Annotated in this window: 14 protein-coding genes; 10 read left to right on the top strand and 4 right to left on the bottom strand. The window is 73.6% G+C overall.

From position 1 onward, the window contains the following. The first annotated feature begins 85 nt into the window (after positions 1-85). The 10 genes from ACN27B_RS30515 (at position 86) to ACN27B_RS30470 (ending at position 9,493) form a co-directional block, all read left to right on the top strand. Positions 86-1,048 (top strand): MurR/RpiR family transcriptional regulator, encoded by a 963-nt coding sequence (locus ACN27B_RS30515; RefSeq protein ID WP_098747939.1) that lies wholly within the window; start codon positions 86-88, stop codon positions 1,046-1,048. Next, a complete protein-coding gene (locus ACN27B_RS30510; RefSeq protein ID WP_098747937.1) occupies positions 1,045-1,794 on the top strand; it encodes a sugar isomerase domain-containing protein in 750 nt (249 codons plus the stop codon). The genes ACN27B_RS30515 and ACN27B_RS30510 overlap by 4 nt, the downstream gene beginning before the upstream one ends. A gap of 24 nt (positions 1,795-1,818) precedes the next feature. Next, on the top strand, positions 1,819-3,231 hold the full coding sequence (gene ngcE, locus ACN27B_RS30505; protein WP_091573505.1) for an N-acetylglucosamine/diacetylchitobiose ABC transporter substrate-binding protein: 1,413 nt from the start codon (positions 1,819-1,821) through the stop codon (positions 3,229-3,231). 22 nt (positions 3,232-3,253) lie between these two features. Further along, positions 3,254-4,195 carry a carbohydrate ABC transporter permease gene (locus tag ACN27B_RS30500; protein ID WP_091573506.1) on the top strand — a complete coding sequence of 314 codons (942 nt, stop codon included), beginning with the start codon at positions 3,254-3,256 and terminating at the stop codon, positions 4,193-4,195. A 13-nt stretch (positions 4,196-4,208) separates the two neighbouring features. Continuing rightward, a complete protein-coding gene (locus ACN27B_RS30495; RefSeq protein ID WP_099164459.1) occupies positions 4,209-5,165 on the top strand; it encodes a carbohydrate ABC transporter permease in 957 nt (318 codons plus the stop codon). Positions 5,166-5,278: 113 nt separating this feature from the next. Then, positions 5,279-6,982: a bifunctional 3'-5' exonuclease/DNA polymerase gene (locus ACN27B_RS30490; RefSeq protein WP_422742798.1), complete on the top strand. Its 1,704-nt coding sequence runs from the start codon at positions 5,279-5,281 to the stop codon at positions 6,980-6,982. 143 nt (positions 6,983-7,125) lie between these two features. After that, complete coding sequence (locus tag ACN27B_RS30485; protein ID WP_091573508.1) at positions 7,126-7,719, top strand: nucleotidyltransferase family protein; 594 nt, start codon at positions 7,126-7,128, stop codon at positions 7,717-7,719. Positions 7,720-7,820: 101 nt separating this feature from the next. After that, entirely contained in the window at positions 7,821-8,153 is a 333-nt protein-coding gene (locus tag ACN27B_RS30480; protein ID WP_422742796.1) for a TfoX/Sxy family protein, read from the top strand. Positions 8,154-8,248: 95 nt separating this feature from the next. After that, a complete protein-coding gene (locus ACN27B_RS30475) occupies positions 8,249-8,968 on the top strand; it encodes a VOC family protein (protein WP_422746139.1) in 720 nt (239 codons plus the stop codon). A 63-nt stretch (positions 8,969-9,031) separates the two neighbouring features. Then, entirely contained in the window at positions 9,032-9,493 is a 462-nt protein-coding gene (locus tag ACN27B_RS30470; RefSeq protein WP_422742794.1) for a hypothetical protein, read from the top strand. Between the two features lie 9 nt (positions 9,494-9,502). On the opposite strand, the gene ACN27B_RS30465 is transcribed toward ACN27B_RS30470, so the two are convergent. The 4 genes from ACN27B_RS30465 to ACN27B_RS30450 all read right to left on the bottom strand — a co-directional run bounded on the left by ACN27B_RS30465 (position 9,503) and on the right by ACN27B_RS30450 (position 15,183). Next, a complete protein-coding gene (locus tag ACN27B_RS30465; protein WP_253866284.1) occupies positions 9,503-10,405 on the bottom strand; it encodes an amidohydrolase family protein in 903 nt (300 codons plus the stop codon). Next, positions 10,402-11,211 (bottom strand): metal-dependent hydrolase, encoded by an 810-nt coding sequence (locus ACN27B_RS30460; protein WP_091573510.1) that lies wholly within the window; start codon positions 11,209-11,211, stop codon positions 10,402-10,404. Before ACN27B_RS30460 ends, ACN27B_RS30465 begins: the two co-directional genes overlap by 4 nt. 199 nt (positions 11,212-11,410) lie before the next feature. Beyond that, complete coding sequence (locus tag ACN27B_RS30455; RefSeq protein ID WP_422742791.1) at positions 11,411-13,780, bottom strand: protein kinase domain-containing protein; 2,370 nt, start codon at positions 13,778-13,780, stop codon at positions 11,411-11,413. Positions 13,781-13,857: 77 nt separating this feature from the next. After that, on the bottom strand, positions 13,858-15,183 hold the full coding sequence (locus ACN27B_RS30450) for a glycosyltransferase family 4 protein (RefSeq protein ID WP_172967969.1): 1,326 nt from the start codon (positions 15,181-15,183) through the stop codon (positions 13,858-13,860). Positions 15,184-15,187 lie beyond the last annotated feature (4 nt).

The raw sequence follows: 15,187 nt of genomic DNA, 5'->3' as shown, positions 1-15,187 counted from the left end.
AACTTCGCCCACGCTCTTGACACGGAGGGGCCTTCAGTAAGAACTTTTACCACTAACAGTTAACACTCTTTCCGAAAGGCGTCCGATGGTTGATCACGAGGTGGACACCCCCGCGGGGACCGCGGTGGTCGACGCCGACGCGGTCGACCGGCGGGGTGCGGTGACCGTCTCCTCGGACGGGGTGCTGGCCAGGGTCCGGGCCGGCGCGGGGGAGCTGACGGGGGCGTTGCGCCGGGTCGCCGAGCACGTGCTCAGCGACCCGGAGGCGGCGGCCCGGGCCACCATCGTCGAGCTGGCCGAGCGCAGCGGCACGTCACCGGCGACCATCACCCGGTTCTGCCGGGCGATGGGCTTCGAGGGCTACGCCGACCTGCGACTCGGCATCGCCGCCGAGACCGGCCGGGCCCGGTCCGCCGGCTGGACCGTCGACATCGGTCGCGAGATCCAGCCCGGCGACCCGCTGTCCCGGGTGCTCGACCAGATCATGGCCGCCGACACGCGGGCCATGCACGACACCGCGGCGCTGCTCGACCTGCACGAGGTGGAGCGGGCGGCGGTGGCCATCGCCGGGGCCAGCCGGGTGAACATCTTCGGCGCCAGCGGCAGCGCGCTGGTCGGCGAGGAGATGCAGTTCAGCCTGCACCGCATCGGCGTCGCCGCCTGGGCCTGGAGCGACGTGCACGAGGGGCTGGCCAGCGCCGCGCTGCTGGGCGCCGGGGACGTCGCGCTCGGCATCTCGCACACCGGCCAGACCCGCGAGACCATCGAGCTGCTCGCCGAGGCGGGCAGCCGCGGGGCGACCACCGTCGCGCTGACCGGCTTCCCCCGCTCGCCGCTGGCCGAGTTGGCCGACATCGTGCTGGTCACCGCCAGCCAGGCGACCACGTTCCGGCCGGACGCGCTCTCCGCCCGGCACCCTCAGCTCGTCGTGCTCGACCTGCTCTACATCGCGGTGGCGCAGCGCACCCACGACCGCGCCCACGCGGCCTTCCGGCGTACCGCCCAGGCCGTCGACGGGCACAAGGCCGCGAAGGGGTCCCACACATGATCAGTGCCCAGCGGTACGCGGACGCCGTCCGCCCGGTGCTCGACCGGCTGGTCGACAGCCAGGCCGCCGTGGTGGACCGGGCGGCCGACCTGATCGCCGGCGGCCTGCGCGCCGGCGGCGTCCTCCAGGCGTTCGGCGCCGGCCACTCGGAGGCGTTCGCCGCCGAACTGGTGGCCCGCGCCGGTGGCCTGGTCCCCACCAACCGACTCTCCCTGCACGACCTCGTGCTGCACGGCGACGCGCCCCGCGACGTGCTCGCCGACCCCAAGCTGGAACGCGACCCGGCGGTGGCGCACCAGCTCTACGCCCTGGCGGCGCCGCAGCCGGAGGACGTGTTCGTGGTCGCCTCGCAGTCCGGCATCAACGGCTCCGTGGTGGAGCTGGCGACGCTGGTCAAGCGGGGCGGCCATCCGTTGATCGCGGTCACCTCGGTCGAGCACACCGCCCGGGTCGCCCCTCGGCACCCGTCCGGGCAACGGCTCGCCGACCTCGCCGACGTCGTGCTGGACAACGGCGCGCCGTACGGCGACGCACTGCTGCCGCTCGAGGGCGGCGGCGCGGTCTGTGCGGTCTCGTCGGTCACCGCGGCGCTGTTGGCGCAGCTGCTGACCGCCGAGGTCGTACGACGGTTCCACCAGGCCGGAGAGGTACCCCCTGTCTACCTCTCCGCCAACGTCCCCGGTGGGGACGAGCACAACCTCGCCCTCGAGTCGCGGTACGCCGGGCGCCTCCGGCGGACCGCCTGACCCGACACCACAAGGAGAGACAAGATGTCGGTTACCCCCGAGAAGTCCGGCGACCTCAGCCGCCGGACCCTGTTGCAGCGCGCTGCCGCGGCCGGCCTGATCGCGGTCCCGGCCGCCGGTCTGCTCAGCGCCTGCGCCGGCAGCGAGCCGAGCAAGTCCGACGGCGGCGGCGCGGCCAAGAGCAAGGACAACCCGTTCGGCGTCAAGGACGGCAGCGCCGTCAAGGTGGTCGTCTTCAACGGTGGCCTGGGTGACCAGTGGGCCAAGGAAGACAAGGTCATCTTCAACGCCAAGCACGCGAACGTCACGGTCAACATGTCTTCCACCCAGAAGATCAAGACCGAAGAGCAGCCGAAGATGGCGACCCAGCCGAGCGACCTGGTGATGAACTCGGGCGCCGACATGATGGACCGCAGCACGCTGATCAACGAGGGCGCCATCGAGCCGCTCGACGACCTGCTCACCGCGCCGGCGTGGGACGGCGAGGGGACGGTGGCCGACTCGCTGCTGCCGGGCACCGTCGCCGACGGCACCCAGAACGGCAAGTTCTACGTGGTGAACGTGGCCTACACGGTCTGGGGCAACTGGTACAACGCCGCGCTCTTCAAGAAGGAGGGCTGGACCGCCCCGACCACCTGGGACGAGTTCTTCGCGCTGGCGCCGAAGATCAAGGCCAAGGGCATGGCGCCGTACGTGCACGACGCGGCGCACGGCTACTACCCCCGGTGGGCGCTGTTCGCGAGCATCTGGAAGGCCGTCGGCAAGCAGGCCGTCGTCGACATCGACAACCTGAAGGACGGCGCCTGGAAGGCCGACGGTATCGTCGCCGCGCTGGAGCCGTGGGAGAAGCTGGTCAAGGACAAGCTGCTCCTGCCGGGCAAGCTGGACCACACCCAGTCGCAGCAGGCGTGGCTGGACGGCAAGGCGGCGTTCATCCAGGTCGGCACCTGGCTGAAGAACGAGATGTCGGCGACCATCCCGCCGGGCTTCGAGCTGACCATCTCCGACTACTGGAGCAAGCCGGGCGACAAGGCCGCCAAGGACGTCTTCGCCTCCTCCGGCGAGGGCTTCGTGGTGCCCAGCAAGGCGCCGAACAAGGAGGCCGCGAAGGAGTTCCTGCGGGCCATCCTGTCCAAGGCCGGTTCGGCGAAGTTCGCCGAGCTGACCAAGTCGCTGGCCTCCACCAAGGGCTCCGGTGACAACGTCCAGGACAGCGCGCTGGCCAGCGCGAACAACCTGGTCAAGGGCGGCAGCGGAGAGCTGATCTCGGTGAAGTTCCCGGACTTCTACGCCGACCTGGACAAGGAGAGCCAGAACCTCTCCGAGGAGCTGATGGCCGGCCGGCTCACCGCGCAGCAGTTCGTCGACAAGATGCAGGTGGCCGCGGACAAGGTCGCCAAGGACTCGTCGATCAAGAAGCAGACCCGCACCGCCTGACATCGTCGAGGAAGTGAGTCCAATGCGGCACGGAGTCGCGCGTTTCGTCACGGGCTTCCTGGCCCTGCCCGTCGCGCTGTACCTGTTCTACGTGGTGTGGCCGTTCGCCCAGGCGGCGGGCTACTCGCTGACCGACTGGGGCGGGTACTCGGATTCCCAGAACTTCGTCGGGCTGGACAACTACGTCCGGCTGTTCTCCGACGAGCTGATCCGGAAGGCGTTCTGGCACAACGTGTTCTTCCTGGTCACCGTGCCGCTGTTCACGATCGCGCTGGCCCTGTTCCTCGCGTTCCTGCTCAACGTGGGCGGACGCGAGGACAGGGCCGGCATCCGCGGGGTGTTCGGCTCCGGGATCTACAAGGTGATCTTCTTCTTCCCGCAGGTGTTGTCGCTGGTCGTCATCGCGGTCATGTGGCAGCAGATCTACCGGACCGACGGGCAGGGTCTGATCAACGGCCTGCTGATCAAGATCGGACTGGTGGACGCGGACAACCCGATCGCGTTCACCGCCGACCCGGAGCCGTTCCTCGGCGTGCCCGCGGTGCTGTGGTGGTTGCTGCTCATCGCGGTGTGGAGCGGCGCCGGCTTCTACATGGTGCTGTTCTCCGCCGCCATGCAGTCGATCCCGAAGGACATCTACGAGGCGGCGATCCTCGACGGCGCGGGTCGTTTCCACACCTTCTTCCGGGTGACCCTGCCGCTGCTGCGGGACAGCATCTCGGTCGCCTGGGTCTACCTCGGCTTCATCGCGCTGGACATGTACGCGCTGGTCTTCGTCATGACGCCGAGCCAGGGCGGCCCGAACCACGCCAGCGAGATCTTCGCCTCGGTGATCCAGTTCAACGCGTTCCAGAAGGGCCAGTTCGGCTACGCCTGCGCCATCGCCGTCGCGCTGGCCATCTTCACCATCCTGCTGGCCGCGCTCCAGTTGCGGATCACCCGCCGTGAGCGGATCGAGTTCTGAGGAGGTTTGGACGATGAGCACGGTGACGCACTCCTCCGGCCGGACCCGACCCGACACGGAGCCGCCGTCCGGCCCGCCGACGGGGCGGCGGGTCAAGGGCGCCGGCAACGGCCTCGGCGGCCGGTTCTTCAACGGCTTCTCCCACCTGTTCCTCGCGGTCTGGGCGATCATGGTGGTCTACCCGCTGCTGTGGGTGGTGATGTCGGCGCTCAAGACGGACTCGGAGGTGATCCGCGAGCCGCTGTCGCTGATCCCCGCCGCGTTGCAGTGGGACAACTTCGCCCGGGCCTGGACGGCCGGGATCGACAGCTTCTTCCTCAACACGCTGCTCGTGCTCGTCTTCAGCGTGTCCCTGACGATGCTGCTCGGTTCGATGGCCGCGTACGCCCTGGCGCGCTACGAGTTCCGCGGCAACCGGCTGATCTACTGGATGTTCCTGTCCGGGTTGACCCTGCCGATCTACCTGGCCGCGGTGCCGCTGTTCAAGGGTGTCTACAACACCGGGGTCAGCCTGCCGCTGCTCGGCCCGAACAAGCACCTCATGCTGATCCTCGTCTACGTGGCGTGGTCGCTGTCGTTCACGATCTTCTTCATGCACTCGTTCTTCCGGACGCTGCCCGACTCGATCGCCGAGGCGGCCCAGGTCGACGGGGCGTCGCACACCCGTACGTTCTTCAGCGTGATGCTGCCGATGGCCAAGCCCGGCCTGATCAGCATCGGCATCTTCAACGTGCTCGGCCAGTGGAACCAGTGGTACCTGCCGACGCTGCTCATGCAGTCGGTCGCCGGTGAGCCGAAGCACCAGGTCATCGCGCAGGGTCTGATCGAGCTGTCGGTCAACCAGGGCTACAAGTCCGACTGGTCCGGCTTGTTCGCCGGCGTCACGATGGCGATGCTGCCGGTGCTGATCGTGTACATCGTCTTCCAGCGCCAGGTGCAGTCCGGTCTCACCGCCGGCGTCAGCAAGTAGCACCCGCCCGCCCCCCCGGGGGAAGGAAGGGCCCCTTCTTAACCGCCGTTGTTAAGAAGGGGCCCTTCCTCTACCGGAGGCGTTAAGAAGGGGCCCTTCCTTTCCCGCACAGCATGTCGGTGGGGCGAGGCAGAATCACCTCCGTGCTGGTGGCGGTGGTGGCGGACGAGCGGGGCGGCGGCGTGCTGCAACCGCTCGACGCCAGCGGTCGCCCGGCCGGCCCGGCCGAGGACGTCGTCGACCTGGCCGGCGCGGTGGCCGCCCGCGAGGCCGCCGACCGGCCCCGCTGGGTGTGGGCCACCGGCGGCGGCGTCTACCCGGGGTTGCTGCGTGCCGGCGTCCGGCTCGACCGCTGCCACGACGTGGAGCTGACCGAGGCGCTGCTGCTCGGGCACGCCGGCCGCTGGGGCGAGCCGCGGGCGCTGCCCGCCGCCTGGGCCCGGCTGACCGGCGCGCCGGTCCCGCCGGATCCGGCGCCCCGCCCGCCGGAGCCGCCCGGGCACGGCCAGGCCGCGCTCTTCGAGCCGCCGTCCGGCCCCGCGGGCCCGGGCGTCCCGGCCCTGACCCGGGTGTACGCCGACCAGCTCGCCCGGATCGCCGCGACCGCCCATCCCGGCCGGTTCCGGCTCCTGGTGGCCGCCGAGTCGGCCGGTGCGCTGGTCGCCGCCGAGATGGGCGCGGCCGGGCTGCCCTGGCGGGTCGACGTGCACGACGCGATCCTGGCGGAGCTGCTCGGCGAGGCGTCCCCGGTGGGTGGGCCACCGCGCCGGCTGGCCGAGCTGCAGGCGCGGATCGCCGCCGCGTTCGGCGTACGCCGGTTGCACGCCGACTCGCCCGCGGAGCTGTTGCGGGCGTTCGCCCGGGCGGGTGTGGAGCTGCCCAACACGCGGGCCTGGGTGCTGCGCGGGGTGGAGCACCCGGCGGTGCCGCTGGTCCTCGAGTACAAGGAGCTCTACCGGATCTGGACGGCGCACGGCTGGGCCTGGCGCGACGCCTGGGTGTCCGGCGGCCGGTTCCACCCGGAGTACGTGCCGGGTGGCGTGGTGTCCGGCCGGTGGGCCACCCGGGGCGGCGGGGCGTTGCAGATCCCGAAGGTGATCCGCCGGGCCGTGGTGGCCGACCCGGGCTGGACGTTCGTGGTGGCCGACGCGGGCCAGCTCGAACCGCGGGTGCTCGCCGCGGTCTCCGGTGACGAGCGGCTGGCCGCCGCGGGCGGCGCCGGCGACCTCTACGCGGCGCTGGCCCGGGATGCCTTCGGCGGTGACCGGCCCCGGGCCAAGGTGGCGCTGCTCGGCGCGATGTACGGGCAGACCGGCGGTGCGGCGGTGCCGGCGTTGGCGGTGTTGCGGAAGAACTACCCGACCGCGTTCGGCTACGTCGAGGCGGCCGCCCGCACCGGCGAGGCCGGCGGCCTGGTCCGGTCGTGGCTGGGCCGCACCTGCCCGCCCGGTTCGGTCGGTTTCGCCGACGGGGACGACGCGGCGCCGGACGGCGAGGTGGATCCACACAGCCCGTCGGCCCGGGCGGCCCGGTCGCGGGGGCGCTTCACCCGCAACTTCGTCATCCAGGCCACCGCCGCCGAGTGGGCCTCGACGCTGCTGGCCACGCTGCGCACCGAGCTTGCCGGCACCGGGGCGGAGCTGGTCTTCTTCCAGCACGACGAGGTGATGGTGCACTGTCCGGACGGTCAGGCCGCCGCCGTCGCCGAGGCGGTGACCGCGGCCGGCGAGCGGGCCACCCGGCTGTTGTTCGGCGACACGCCGGTCCGCTTCCCGCTCGATCTGTCCACGGTGGACTGCTACGCCGACGCGGCATAGTCCCACAATTTTCCGATTTGCCCCGCTACCCGGCCCTGATCGTGCTCGTTGGGTCCGGTGTGCGTACGACGGGACGGACCGGGCGCGGCTGTGCCCGGTCCGTCCCCCTGGTCGAGGGGGCACCGCTGAACCGGATCGCTGCAATGATCATCGCCGCTGGTGGCGGCCGCCGCATCGGCGGCCCCGAGGCGTTGCTGCACCAGGGCGAGAAGCCGCTGGTGAGCCAGATGATCGACACGATGACCGAGGCGGGCTGCGCGGACGTCGTGGTCGTGCTGGGCGCGGCGGCCGAACAGGTGCGGCAGACCACCGACCTCACCGGCGCCACCGTGGTGGTCAACCGGGCGTGGGGGACCGGCGTGGGCTCCTCGATCCGGGCCGGGCTGGCCGCGTTGACCGACGACGGCATCGAGGCGGTCGTCGTGGTGCCGGTGGACATGCCCGGGCTCACCGCGACGGCGGTCCGCCGGGTGACCGCGTTGCCGTACCCGGACGTGCTGGTCTGCGCGACCTACGACGGCCTGCGCGGCTACCCGATGCTCTTCGGCCGCCGACACTGGTCCGGCATCGCCACGCTGGCCAGCGCCGACGTCGGCGCCCGGCCCTACCTGCTGGCGCACAAGGACCAGATCGTCGACATCGCCTGCGACGCGGTGGCCGACGGCAGCCGGATCGACAGCCCGGAACTGATGGCGCTCTACGGGCTGTCCATCCCCGAGCAGCGCGTCGGCGCCTGAGGGGTAAGGAAGGGCCCCTTCTTAACGCCTGCGGTAGAGGAAGGGCCCCTTCTTAACAAGCGCGCACAGTGGGTGTCGGACCCCGGTGCCAGGATGTGACGGTGGCCTACGACGAGGACCTGGCGAACCGGGTGCGGGAGCTGGTCGGGCGCGAGCCCGGCGTCACCGAACGGCGCATGTTCGGCGGCTTGGCGATGATGCTGCGCGGCAACATGTCGGTGGTGGTGCGCGGCGCCGGCGGCCTGATGGTGCGCGTCGATCCGGCCGACGCCGAGGCGGCGCTGGCCGAGCCCGGCGCCGGGGCGACCGTGATGCGCGGGCGGCCGATGCGGGGCTGGGTGACCGTCGACCCCGCCGCGTGCGAGCGCGACGCCGACCTGGCCCGCTGGGTCGACCGAGGGGTCCGCTCCGCCCGGGCCCTGCCGGCGAAGTAGCCCGCCCGATATTCGGCTGCGGATGGCCCCGCTCCGCCCTACGCTCCCGACCTGTCGACAGACGCTCGGACGGCGGATCGGAGATGAGCACCGCGATGACGAGTCACCTCTACGCGATCAGTGTCGACGCGGTGGAGCCGCTGCGGCTCGCCCGGTTCTGGTCGGGGGTGCTGGGTCGGGAGATCGTCGACGACCCGCGCGAGGGGGTCGCGCTCCTGCCCGACGGCGACCCCGGCTTCCGCGTCCGCTTCCTCCGGAACCCCACTCCGAAGACCACGCAGAACCGGGTGCACTTCGACCTGACCAGCGGATCCCCGCGGGACCAGCGGGAGACGGTGGCCCGGGCGTTGGCCCTGGGCGGGCGGCACATCGACATCGGGCAGGGCCCCGACGACGGGCAGGTGGTGCTCGCCGACCCCGAGGGCAACGAGTTCTGCGTCATCGAGGCGGACAACACCTTCCTCGCCGGCTGCGGGCCGATCGGCGCGGTCAACTGCGACGGCACCCGGGCGGTCGGCTACTTCTGGCGCGCGGCGCTGGGCTGGCCGCTGGTCTGGGACCAGGACGAGGAGACCGCGATCCAGTCGCCGGGCGGCGGCGCGAAGGTCACCTGGAGCGGCCCGCCGCTGATGCCGAGCGACGGACGGGACCGGCTGCACCTCGACGTCGTCCCGTCGGGCGGCGACCGGGACGCGGAGGTCGACCGCCTGGTCGCGCTCGGCGCGACCCGGGTCGGCACGGGCCGGCACACGGCCGACGACGTGGTGCTCGCCGACCCCGACGGCACCGAGTTCTGCGTGCTGACGCCCCACTGACGCGAGGTGCCTCGCGTTCGCTACCGTCCGCGGGGGACGACACCCCGACGGGGAGGGAGCGTCGTGGTCGCTCGTCATCTGGTGGGCATGGCCACCGCCTGGCTCGTGGTCCTCGGCGAGGCGGTCGTCGGCTACCTCGGCCTGCTGTCGTACGCGCTGGTCACCGACGCCGACCCGGGCGGGCCGCTGGCCGGTCCGCTGCTGGTGCTGGTCGCGGCGGTGGTCGGCCTGGCCCTGCTGCCGCTGCTCTTCCTGCCCGCGGTGGCCGTCGCAGAGGTGGCGGGCCGGCGCCGGGGAGTGGTCGCGACGTCGGCGCTCGCCGGGGCCGCCGGGATCGGCCTGGCCGTCGGCTACGCCGTCGCCGCGTCGGTCGCCACGGACGTTCCCGCCGCCCGGATCCCGGTCGTGGCGGGGCTCGCCGCGCTCGCGGTCCTTCCGCCGACGGCCGCGTACGCCCTCGCCGCCCGTGGCGTCGGGCGACTCCGGAGCCGCCCTGGGTGGGTGCGGCGCGCCGTCGCCCGGTGAGGCGTCGGCTCAGGCCAGGTCGAACAGCGCGGCCGCGTTGCCCCAGCAGACCGCGCGCAGCCAGTCGTCGCCCAGGTCCAACCGGGCCAATCCGTCGAGCTGCTCGGCGTACGGGTAGGGGATGTTCGGGAAGTCGCTGCCCAGCAGCACCTTGCCGGCCAGGCCCAGCTCGCGCAGCCGGGGTCGCTGCGTCGGCGGGAACGGCACGAACCGGTCGAAGAACGAGGTGAAGGCCATGGTGGTGTCGAGCCGGACCTCGGCGTACCGGTCGGCCAGGTCGAGGAACGCGACATAGTCGGGCGCGCCGAGGTGGGCCACGACGGTGGCCAGCCGGGGGTGCCGGGCGAGCAGCGCGGCGAACGGCTCCGGCCCGGTGTGCGCGGTGCCCACCGGTGCGTGCCCGGCGTGCACGACCACCGGCACGCCGGCGTCCGCGAGCAGGCCCCACACCGCGTCCAGGGCCGGGTCGGTGGGTCGGAAGCCGCCCACCTGCACGTGCACCTTGAACACCCGGGCGCCGGCGGTGAGGGCGTCCGCGACGTACCGGGCGGCGTCCGGCTCGGGAAAGAACGTCGCCGACGGCAGACACCCCGGGGTACGCGCCGCGAAGTCCAGCGTCCACCGGTTCAGCGACTCGGCCATGCCGGGCCGGTGCGGGTACGCCAGCGCGGTGAACGCCCGCACGCCGAGCCGGCCCAGGTACGCGACCCGGGTGTCGTCGTCCCAGCGGTAGCGGATCGGCCACTCGGTGCCGACCAGCGGGCCGGCCGCGTCGAAGTAGGCCCACACCTTGGCCAGCAGGCGGGGCGGCAGGAAGTGGGTGTGCACGTCGGCCAGGCCGGGCAGCCCGAGCCGCTGCCAGAACGCCGGCACCGCCTCGTCCTCGACCGGTGCCGGGAAGGCCCCGGTCACACCTGGATGTCGAAGCGTTGCAGCACCGACGGCGCGACCAGCCCGACCGCGGCGAGCACGGCCAGCACGGTCAGCGCGGCCCGCAGCACGACCGTCTCGGCCTTGCTGCCGGTGCGCAGCGCGATCTTGTTGGGCAGCCCGATCATGGTCCACATCCGGCGTCTGATCGGGATCGGCCAGAGGATCGGCACGCCGGCGCGGGTGATCATGTCGCCGAGGATGTGCACGAAACAGCCCACCCCCATGGCGAGGCCGATCATCGGATAGCCCCGGTCGCCGGGCAGGTTGGCGAACGTGAACCAGGCCGCGGCGGCGGACACCAGCGTGACCACGACCCAGCCGGCCCGTTCCGCCCACTCGTCGAAGAGCCCGCGCAGCGCCAGGCCGATCATGAAGAACAGGATGCCGACCACCGCCCACTTGCCGTAGTGGGCGCAGAGCGCGGTGGTGCCCCACCCGACCAGCACGGTGAACGGGATCGTGTGGGTCAGCGTGCGGTGCCCGTTGTTGCGGCGCGGGTCCTTGCTGAGCTTGGTGGCGTAGTAGACGCCGAGGGAGATCTTCTCCATCACCTCGGCGACGAAGAGGCTGAACACGCCGAACGTCCGGGCGACGGTGGCGCCGCCCTGGTTGCGGGTGACCTTGCCGGAGAGGTCGAGGTCGGGAAAGAGCGCCCCGCCCGCGCAGACCGCGGTGCCCACCGCCAGTGCCAGCGGCGTCTGGTGGTAGTCGGCGAACTGGTCCAGCGCCCAGGAGCCGGTCAGCCACACCGCCGCGCCGGACAGCGCGTGGGATGGTCCCATCATCTCGGCTCGCCCTCCCCAGAGATCTTGATCGAGAAAACTACGCCACTGTAGTCAGGCCGTGCGACGGCGGGGCATCATCCGGACGGTCCACTGGGGAGGGGCGCCGGGGCGTCCCGGTGACGCCCGCCGGATCACCAGGAAGTATGTCGCCCCGGCCCGGCCCGCCGGCCCCGACTGTCGGTGATGAGACGCCTGCCGGTCACCCCGCGGTACGGGTGGGCCGGATCGGCCGGATGCTCTCGCGGATCAGCGCGAACTGCGCGGCGGCGGCGGGCCAGTCGGCGTCGGAGGTGGTCCACCCCAGCGTCCAGCCGGCCTCCTCGCCGGGCAGCACCCGCAAGGCGTGCATGCGTTCGCCGTACGGCGCGGTCCACCGGCACTCCCACTCCGCGCCGTCGCCGTCGGCGGCCAGCCGCACCCTCTCGTACTGAAACAGCCGGCCGGCGGACGTCAGGTCCCGCTCGGACGACCGCAGCCGGCCGACCGGGTCTCCGCCCGGGTAGGGCTCGACGCCCAGGATGCGACGGGTGGCCGGGTCCTGGAAGCAGGTGGTGTCGCCGGAGCGCAGCTGGAGCCAGCCGGCGGGCAGGGCGATGTGGAACCCGCCGGTGTCGGCCGGCCAGACCCAGCCGGCGGGCACGGTGACCGCCGGGTCGGCCGGTGGCGGGCCCTTCTGCACGGGGGTGCCCGCCACGTCGGGCCGGATGCAGGGGAACGGCGGGGCCGGCACGCCGCCGGGCCCGCCGGGTGGTCCGGGCGGGCGGTCCCAGGGCTGGCCGGAGCCCTCGCCGCGCCGGTCGTCGTCCGGCGGGTGCGCGTGGTCGTCGGTGACGGCGAGCGCGGTGCCGACCCCGGCGGCCACGGCCAGCGCCGCGGCCGCCGCCGCCAGGCCCCAGCGTCGGGCCGCCGCCGCGCCCGCGCCGCCGTCCGTCCGACCGCCCCCGGGAGCACCGGGAGCGGTTCCGGCGCGCACGCCGCCGCCGAGGACCGGGTCGCCGGATGTGCCGCCGTGGCCGGCCTCGCCGCCGCGCGTGGGCACCCTACCGAGGTCGTCGGGGCGTACGGGGAGCGCGCCGCTTCCCGCACGGCCGCCGCGCAGCACGCCGGTGTCCACGGGGCCGCTGTGGGTGACCGGGGCGGGACCGGGTGGCGGCGACGCCTGCCCGCCGGTGTGCACCGGGCTGAGGGCGTCGGCCCGGGCCTGAGGGCCCTCCGGCCCGGTCGGGCTGCCCGGGTCCACGAAGCTGGTCAGGACCGTGGGGCCGAGGCTGCCGCTCGGACGGTCGGTGGTCTCCCGGGGCGGCCCGCCACGACCCGTCCGGGCCGACCCGTCGGGCTGGCCCGGTTCGACCGGCCCGGACCGTTCGACCGGTTCGGTCGACGACTCGGTGGCGTCCGCCTCGCCGGGCGGCGCCCATTCGCTGCGCAGGGCCGCCCGACTCCAGGCGCGCGCGGCGGCGGCGGGCGGCATCAGGTCGGGATAGTCGACGGGCGGCCCGGCCGCCGTGCCGGTGCTGTCCCAGCCGTCCGCGTCGGTCCGGTCCGGCTCGTGGGTCCGGTCCGGCTCGTGGGTCCGGTCCGGCTCGTGGGTCCGGTCCGGCTCGTGGGTCCGGCCCGGCGGGTCGGCTGCGCCGGCGGACCCGGTCCGCGCCGGCACGTCCGCGCCGGCCGACCGGCCGGGCGCCTCGCCGGCCGACCGGGCCGACCGCCCGGCGGCCGCCCGATCCGCCACGTCGGCGCCCGGCACGTCGGCGTCCGGCGCGGTGGCGGCGGTGAGCAGCCGGGCCGTCTCGTCGTGGCCGAGCCGGTTGCGGGGGTCGCGGCGCAGCAACCCGACCAGCACCGGCATCAACGGACCCGCGTGCGGGGCCGGGTCCGGGGGCTGGCTGGCCAGCGCGGCCAGCGTGGCCATCGCGGTGCTGCGGGCGTACGGCGAGCGGCCCTCCACCGCCGCGTGCAGCGTGGCGCCCAGCGACCACAGGTCCGCCTCCACGCTGGACGCACCCTCGGCGGCGCGTTCCGGGGCCACGTACTGCGGGGAGCCCAGGACCAGCCCGGGACGGGTCATGGCCCCGTCGCCGCCCTCGAACACGGCCAGCCCGAAGTCGGTGAGCAGAACCCGGCCGTCGCGGGCCAGCAGCACGTTGGCGGGCTTCACATCGCGGTGCAGCACCCCGGCCTCGTGCGCGGCGCGCAGCGCGGCGAGCACGGCCAGCCCGATCCCGGCGGCCCGCCGGGGCGGCAGCGGGCCGTCGCTCTCGATGATCTCCTGAAGCGAGCGGGACGGGACGTACTCCATGATCAGCCACGGGTCGCCCTGGACCCGGACCACGTCGTAGACCCGCACCACGTTGGGGTGGCTGAGCCGCGCGGCCGTCCGCGCCTCGCGCAGCGTGCGCGCGCGCAGCTCGTCCCGCTCGTGCTCGGCGAGCCAGTTCGGCGGCACCACCTGCTTCACCGCCACCTCGCGGTGCAGCTCCTCGTCCCGAGCGCGCCAGACCTGGCCCATCCCGCCGCGGCCGACCAGCTCGAGCAGGCGGTACCGCCCGGCGATCACTACCTCCCGCACCGCACTCCTCACCGCTGGTCGTGGTCCACAATAGCCAACGGATCGGACGGTACCTATCGTTCGTCGGGGCGGCGTCCCTAGCTCGCCGCGCCGGCCAGCAGATTTCCGTCCGGAATGGCGATGGCGGACCGGTTGCCGGCCAGCAGCGCGGCGGCCCGGCGGGCCTGGAACGTGTGGTGCTCCCGGCGGGCGGCGGCGTAACTCCCGGCGGTGCGGGCGGCGATGGCCGACCAGGCGTAGCGCCGGGTCACCATGGTCCGCGCCCGGCGCGCCACCCGGCGGGCGAAGACCTCGTCGCCGAGCAGCCGGTCGACCGCGCCGGCCAGCGCGTCCGGGTCGCCGTGCGGGAAGGTCACCCCGGTCACGCCCGGTTCGACGATCTCGGCCAGCCCGCCGGTGCGCGCCACCGCGAGCGGCGCGCCGGCGGCTGCCGCCTCCAGCGCGATCATCCCGAACGGCTCGTAGAGGCTGGGGATCACCGTGGCGTCGGTGGCGGCGAGCACCGCCGGGAGCTGGGTGGCGTCCAGGAAGCCGGCGAACCGGACCGTGTCGCCCAGGCGCAGCCGGTCGACCTGGTCGACCAGCTCGTCCCGGTACGGGCCGTCCCCGGCGATCACCACCCGCAGCCCCGGGTGCCGGTCGGCCAGGTGCGGCACGGCGTGCACCAGGTGCTGCACGCCCTTCTCGTAGACCAGGCGGCCGGCGTACCCGATCAGCGGCCCGCCGGCGGCGAAGCGCGCCCGGGCCGAGGCGACCGCGTGCGGACGGGCCCGCCAGGCCCGGTCGTCCACGCCGTTGGCGACCACGTCGATCCGGCCGGACGGCACGTCGAACAGCCGGGCCACCTGCTCCCGCATGTAACCGGAGCAGGCGATCACCCGGGCCGAGGCGTTGCTCAGCCAGTGCTCGACGCCGTGGATGGTGCGGTTCATCTCCGCCGGCAGCCAGCCCTGGTGCCGGCCGGCCTCGGTGGCGTGGATGGTGGTCACCAGCGGCACGTCGAGGTGCTCGGCCAGGGTGACGGCGGTGTGCGCGACCAGCCAGTCGTGGGCGTGGATCACGTCGTAGCCGCCGGAGCCGGCGGCGCGCAGGGCGGCCCGGGTGAGCGTGTGGTTGAACGCCATCGTCCAGGCCAGCAGGGAGTCGGTGGCCAGCGGGAACCGGACCGGGTCCTCGGCCGCGCGGACGATGCGGACGCCGTCGGCGTACTCCTCCAGCCCGACGCCGTCGGCGTGCCGGGTGACCACGGTGACCTCGTGCCCGGCGGCGGCCAGGGCGACGGAGAGCGCGTGCACGTGGCGGCCGAGCCCACCGACGAGCACGGGTGGGTACTCCCAGGAGAGCAGCAGCACCCGCAGGTGCCGGGCGGGCTGGATGTCGATCACTTCGGCGTCAGCTGACACGCGG

This window comes from Micromonospora sp. WMMD754 (genome assembly GCF_049315235.1).
GTDB classification, from domain to species: Bacteria; Actinomycetota; Actinomycetes; order Mycobacteriales; family Micromonosporaceae; genus Micromonospora; species Micromonospora sediminicola.
Note: the sequence above shows the minus strand (reverse complement) of the source record. Positions and strands in the feature narration are given on the sequence as shown.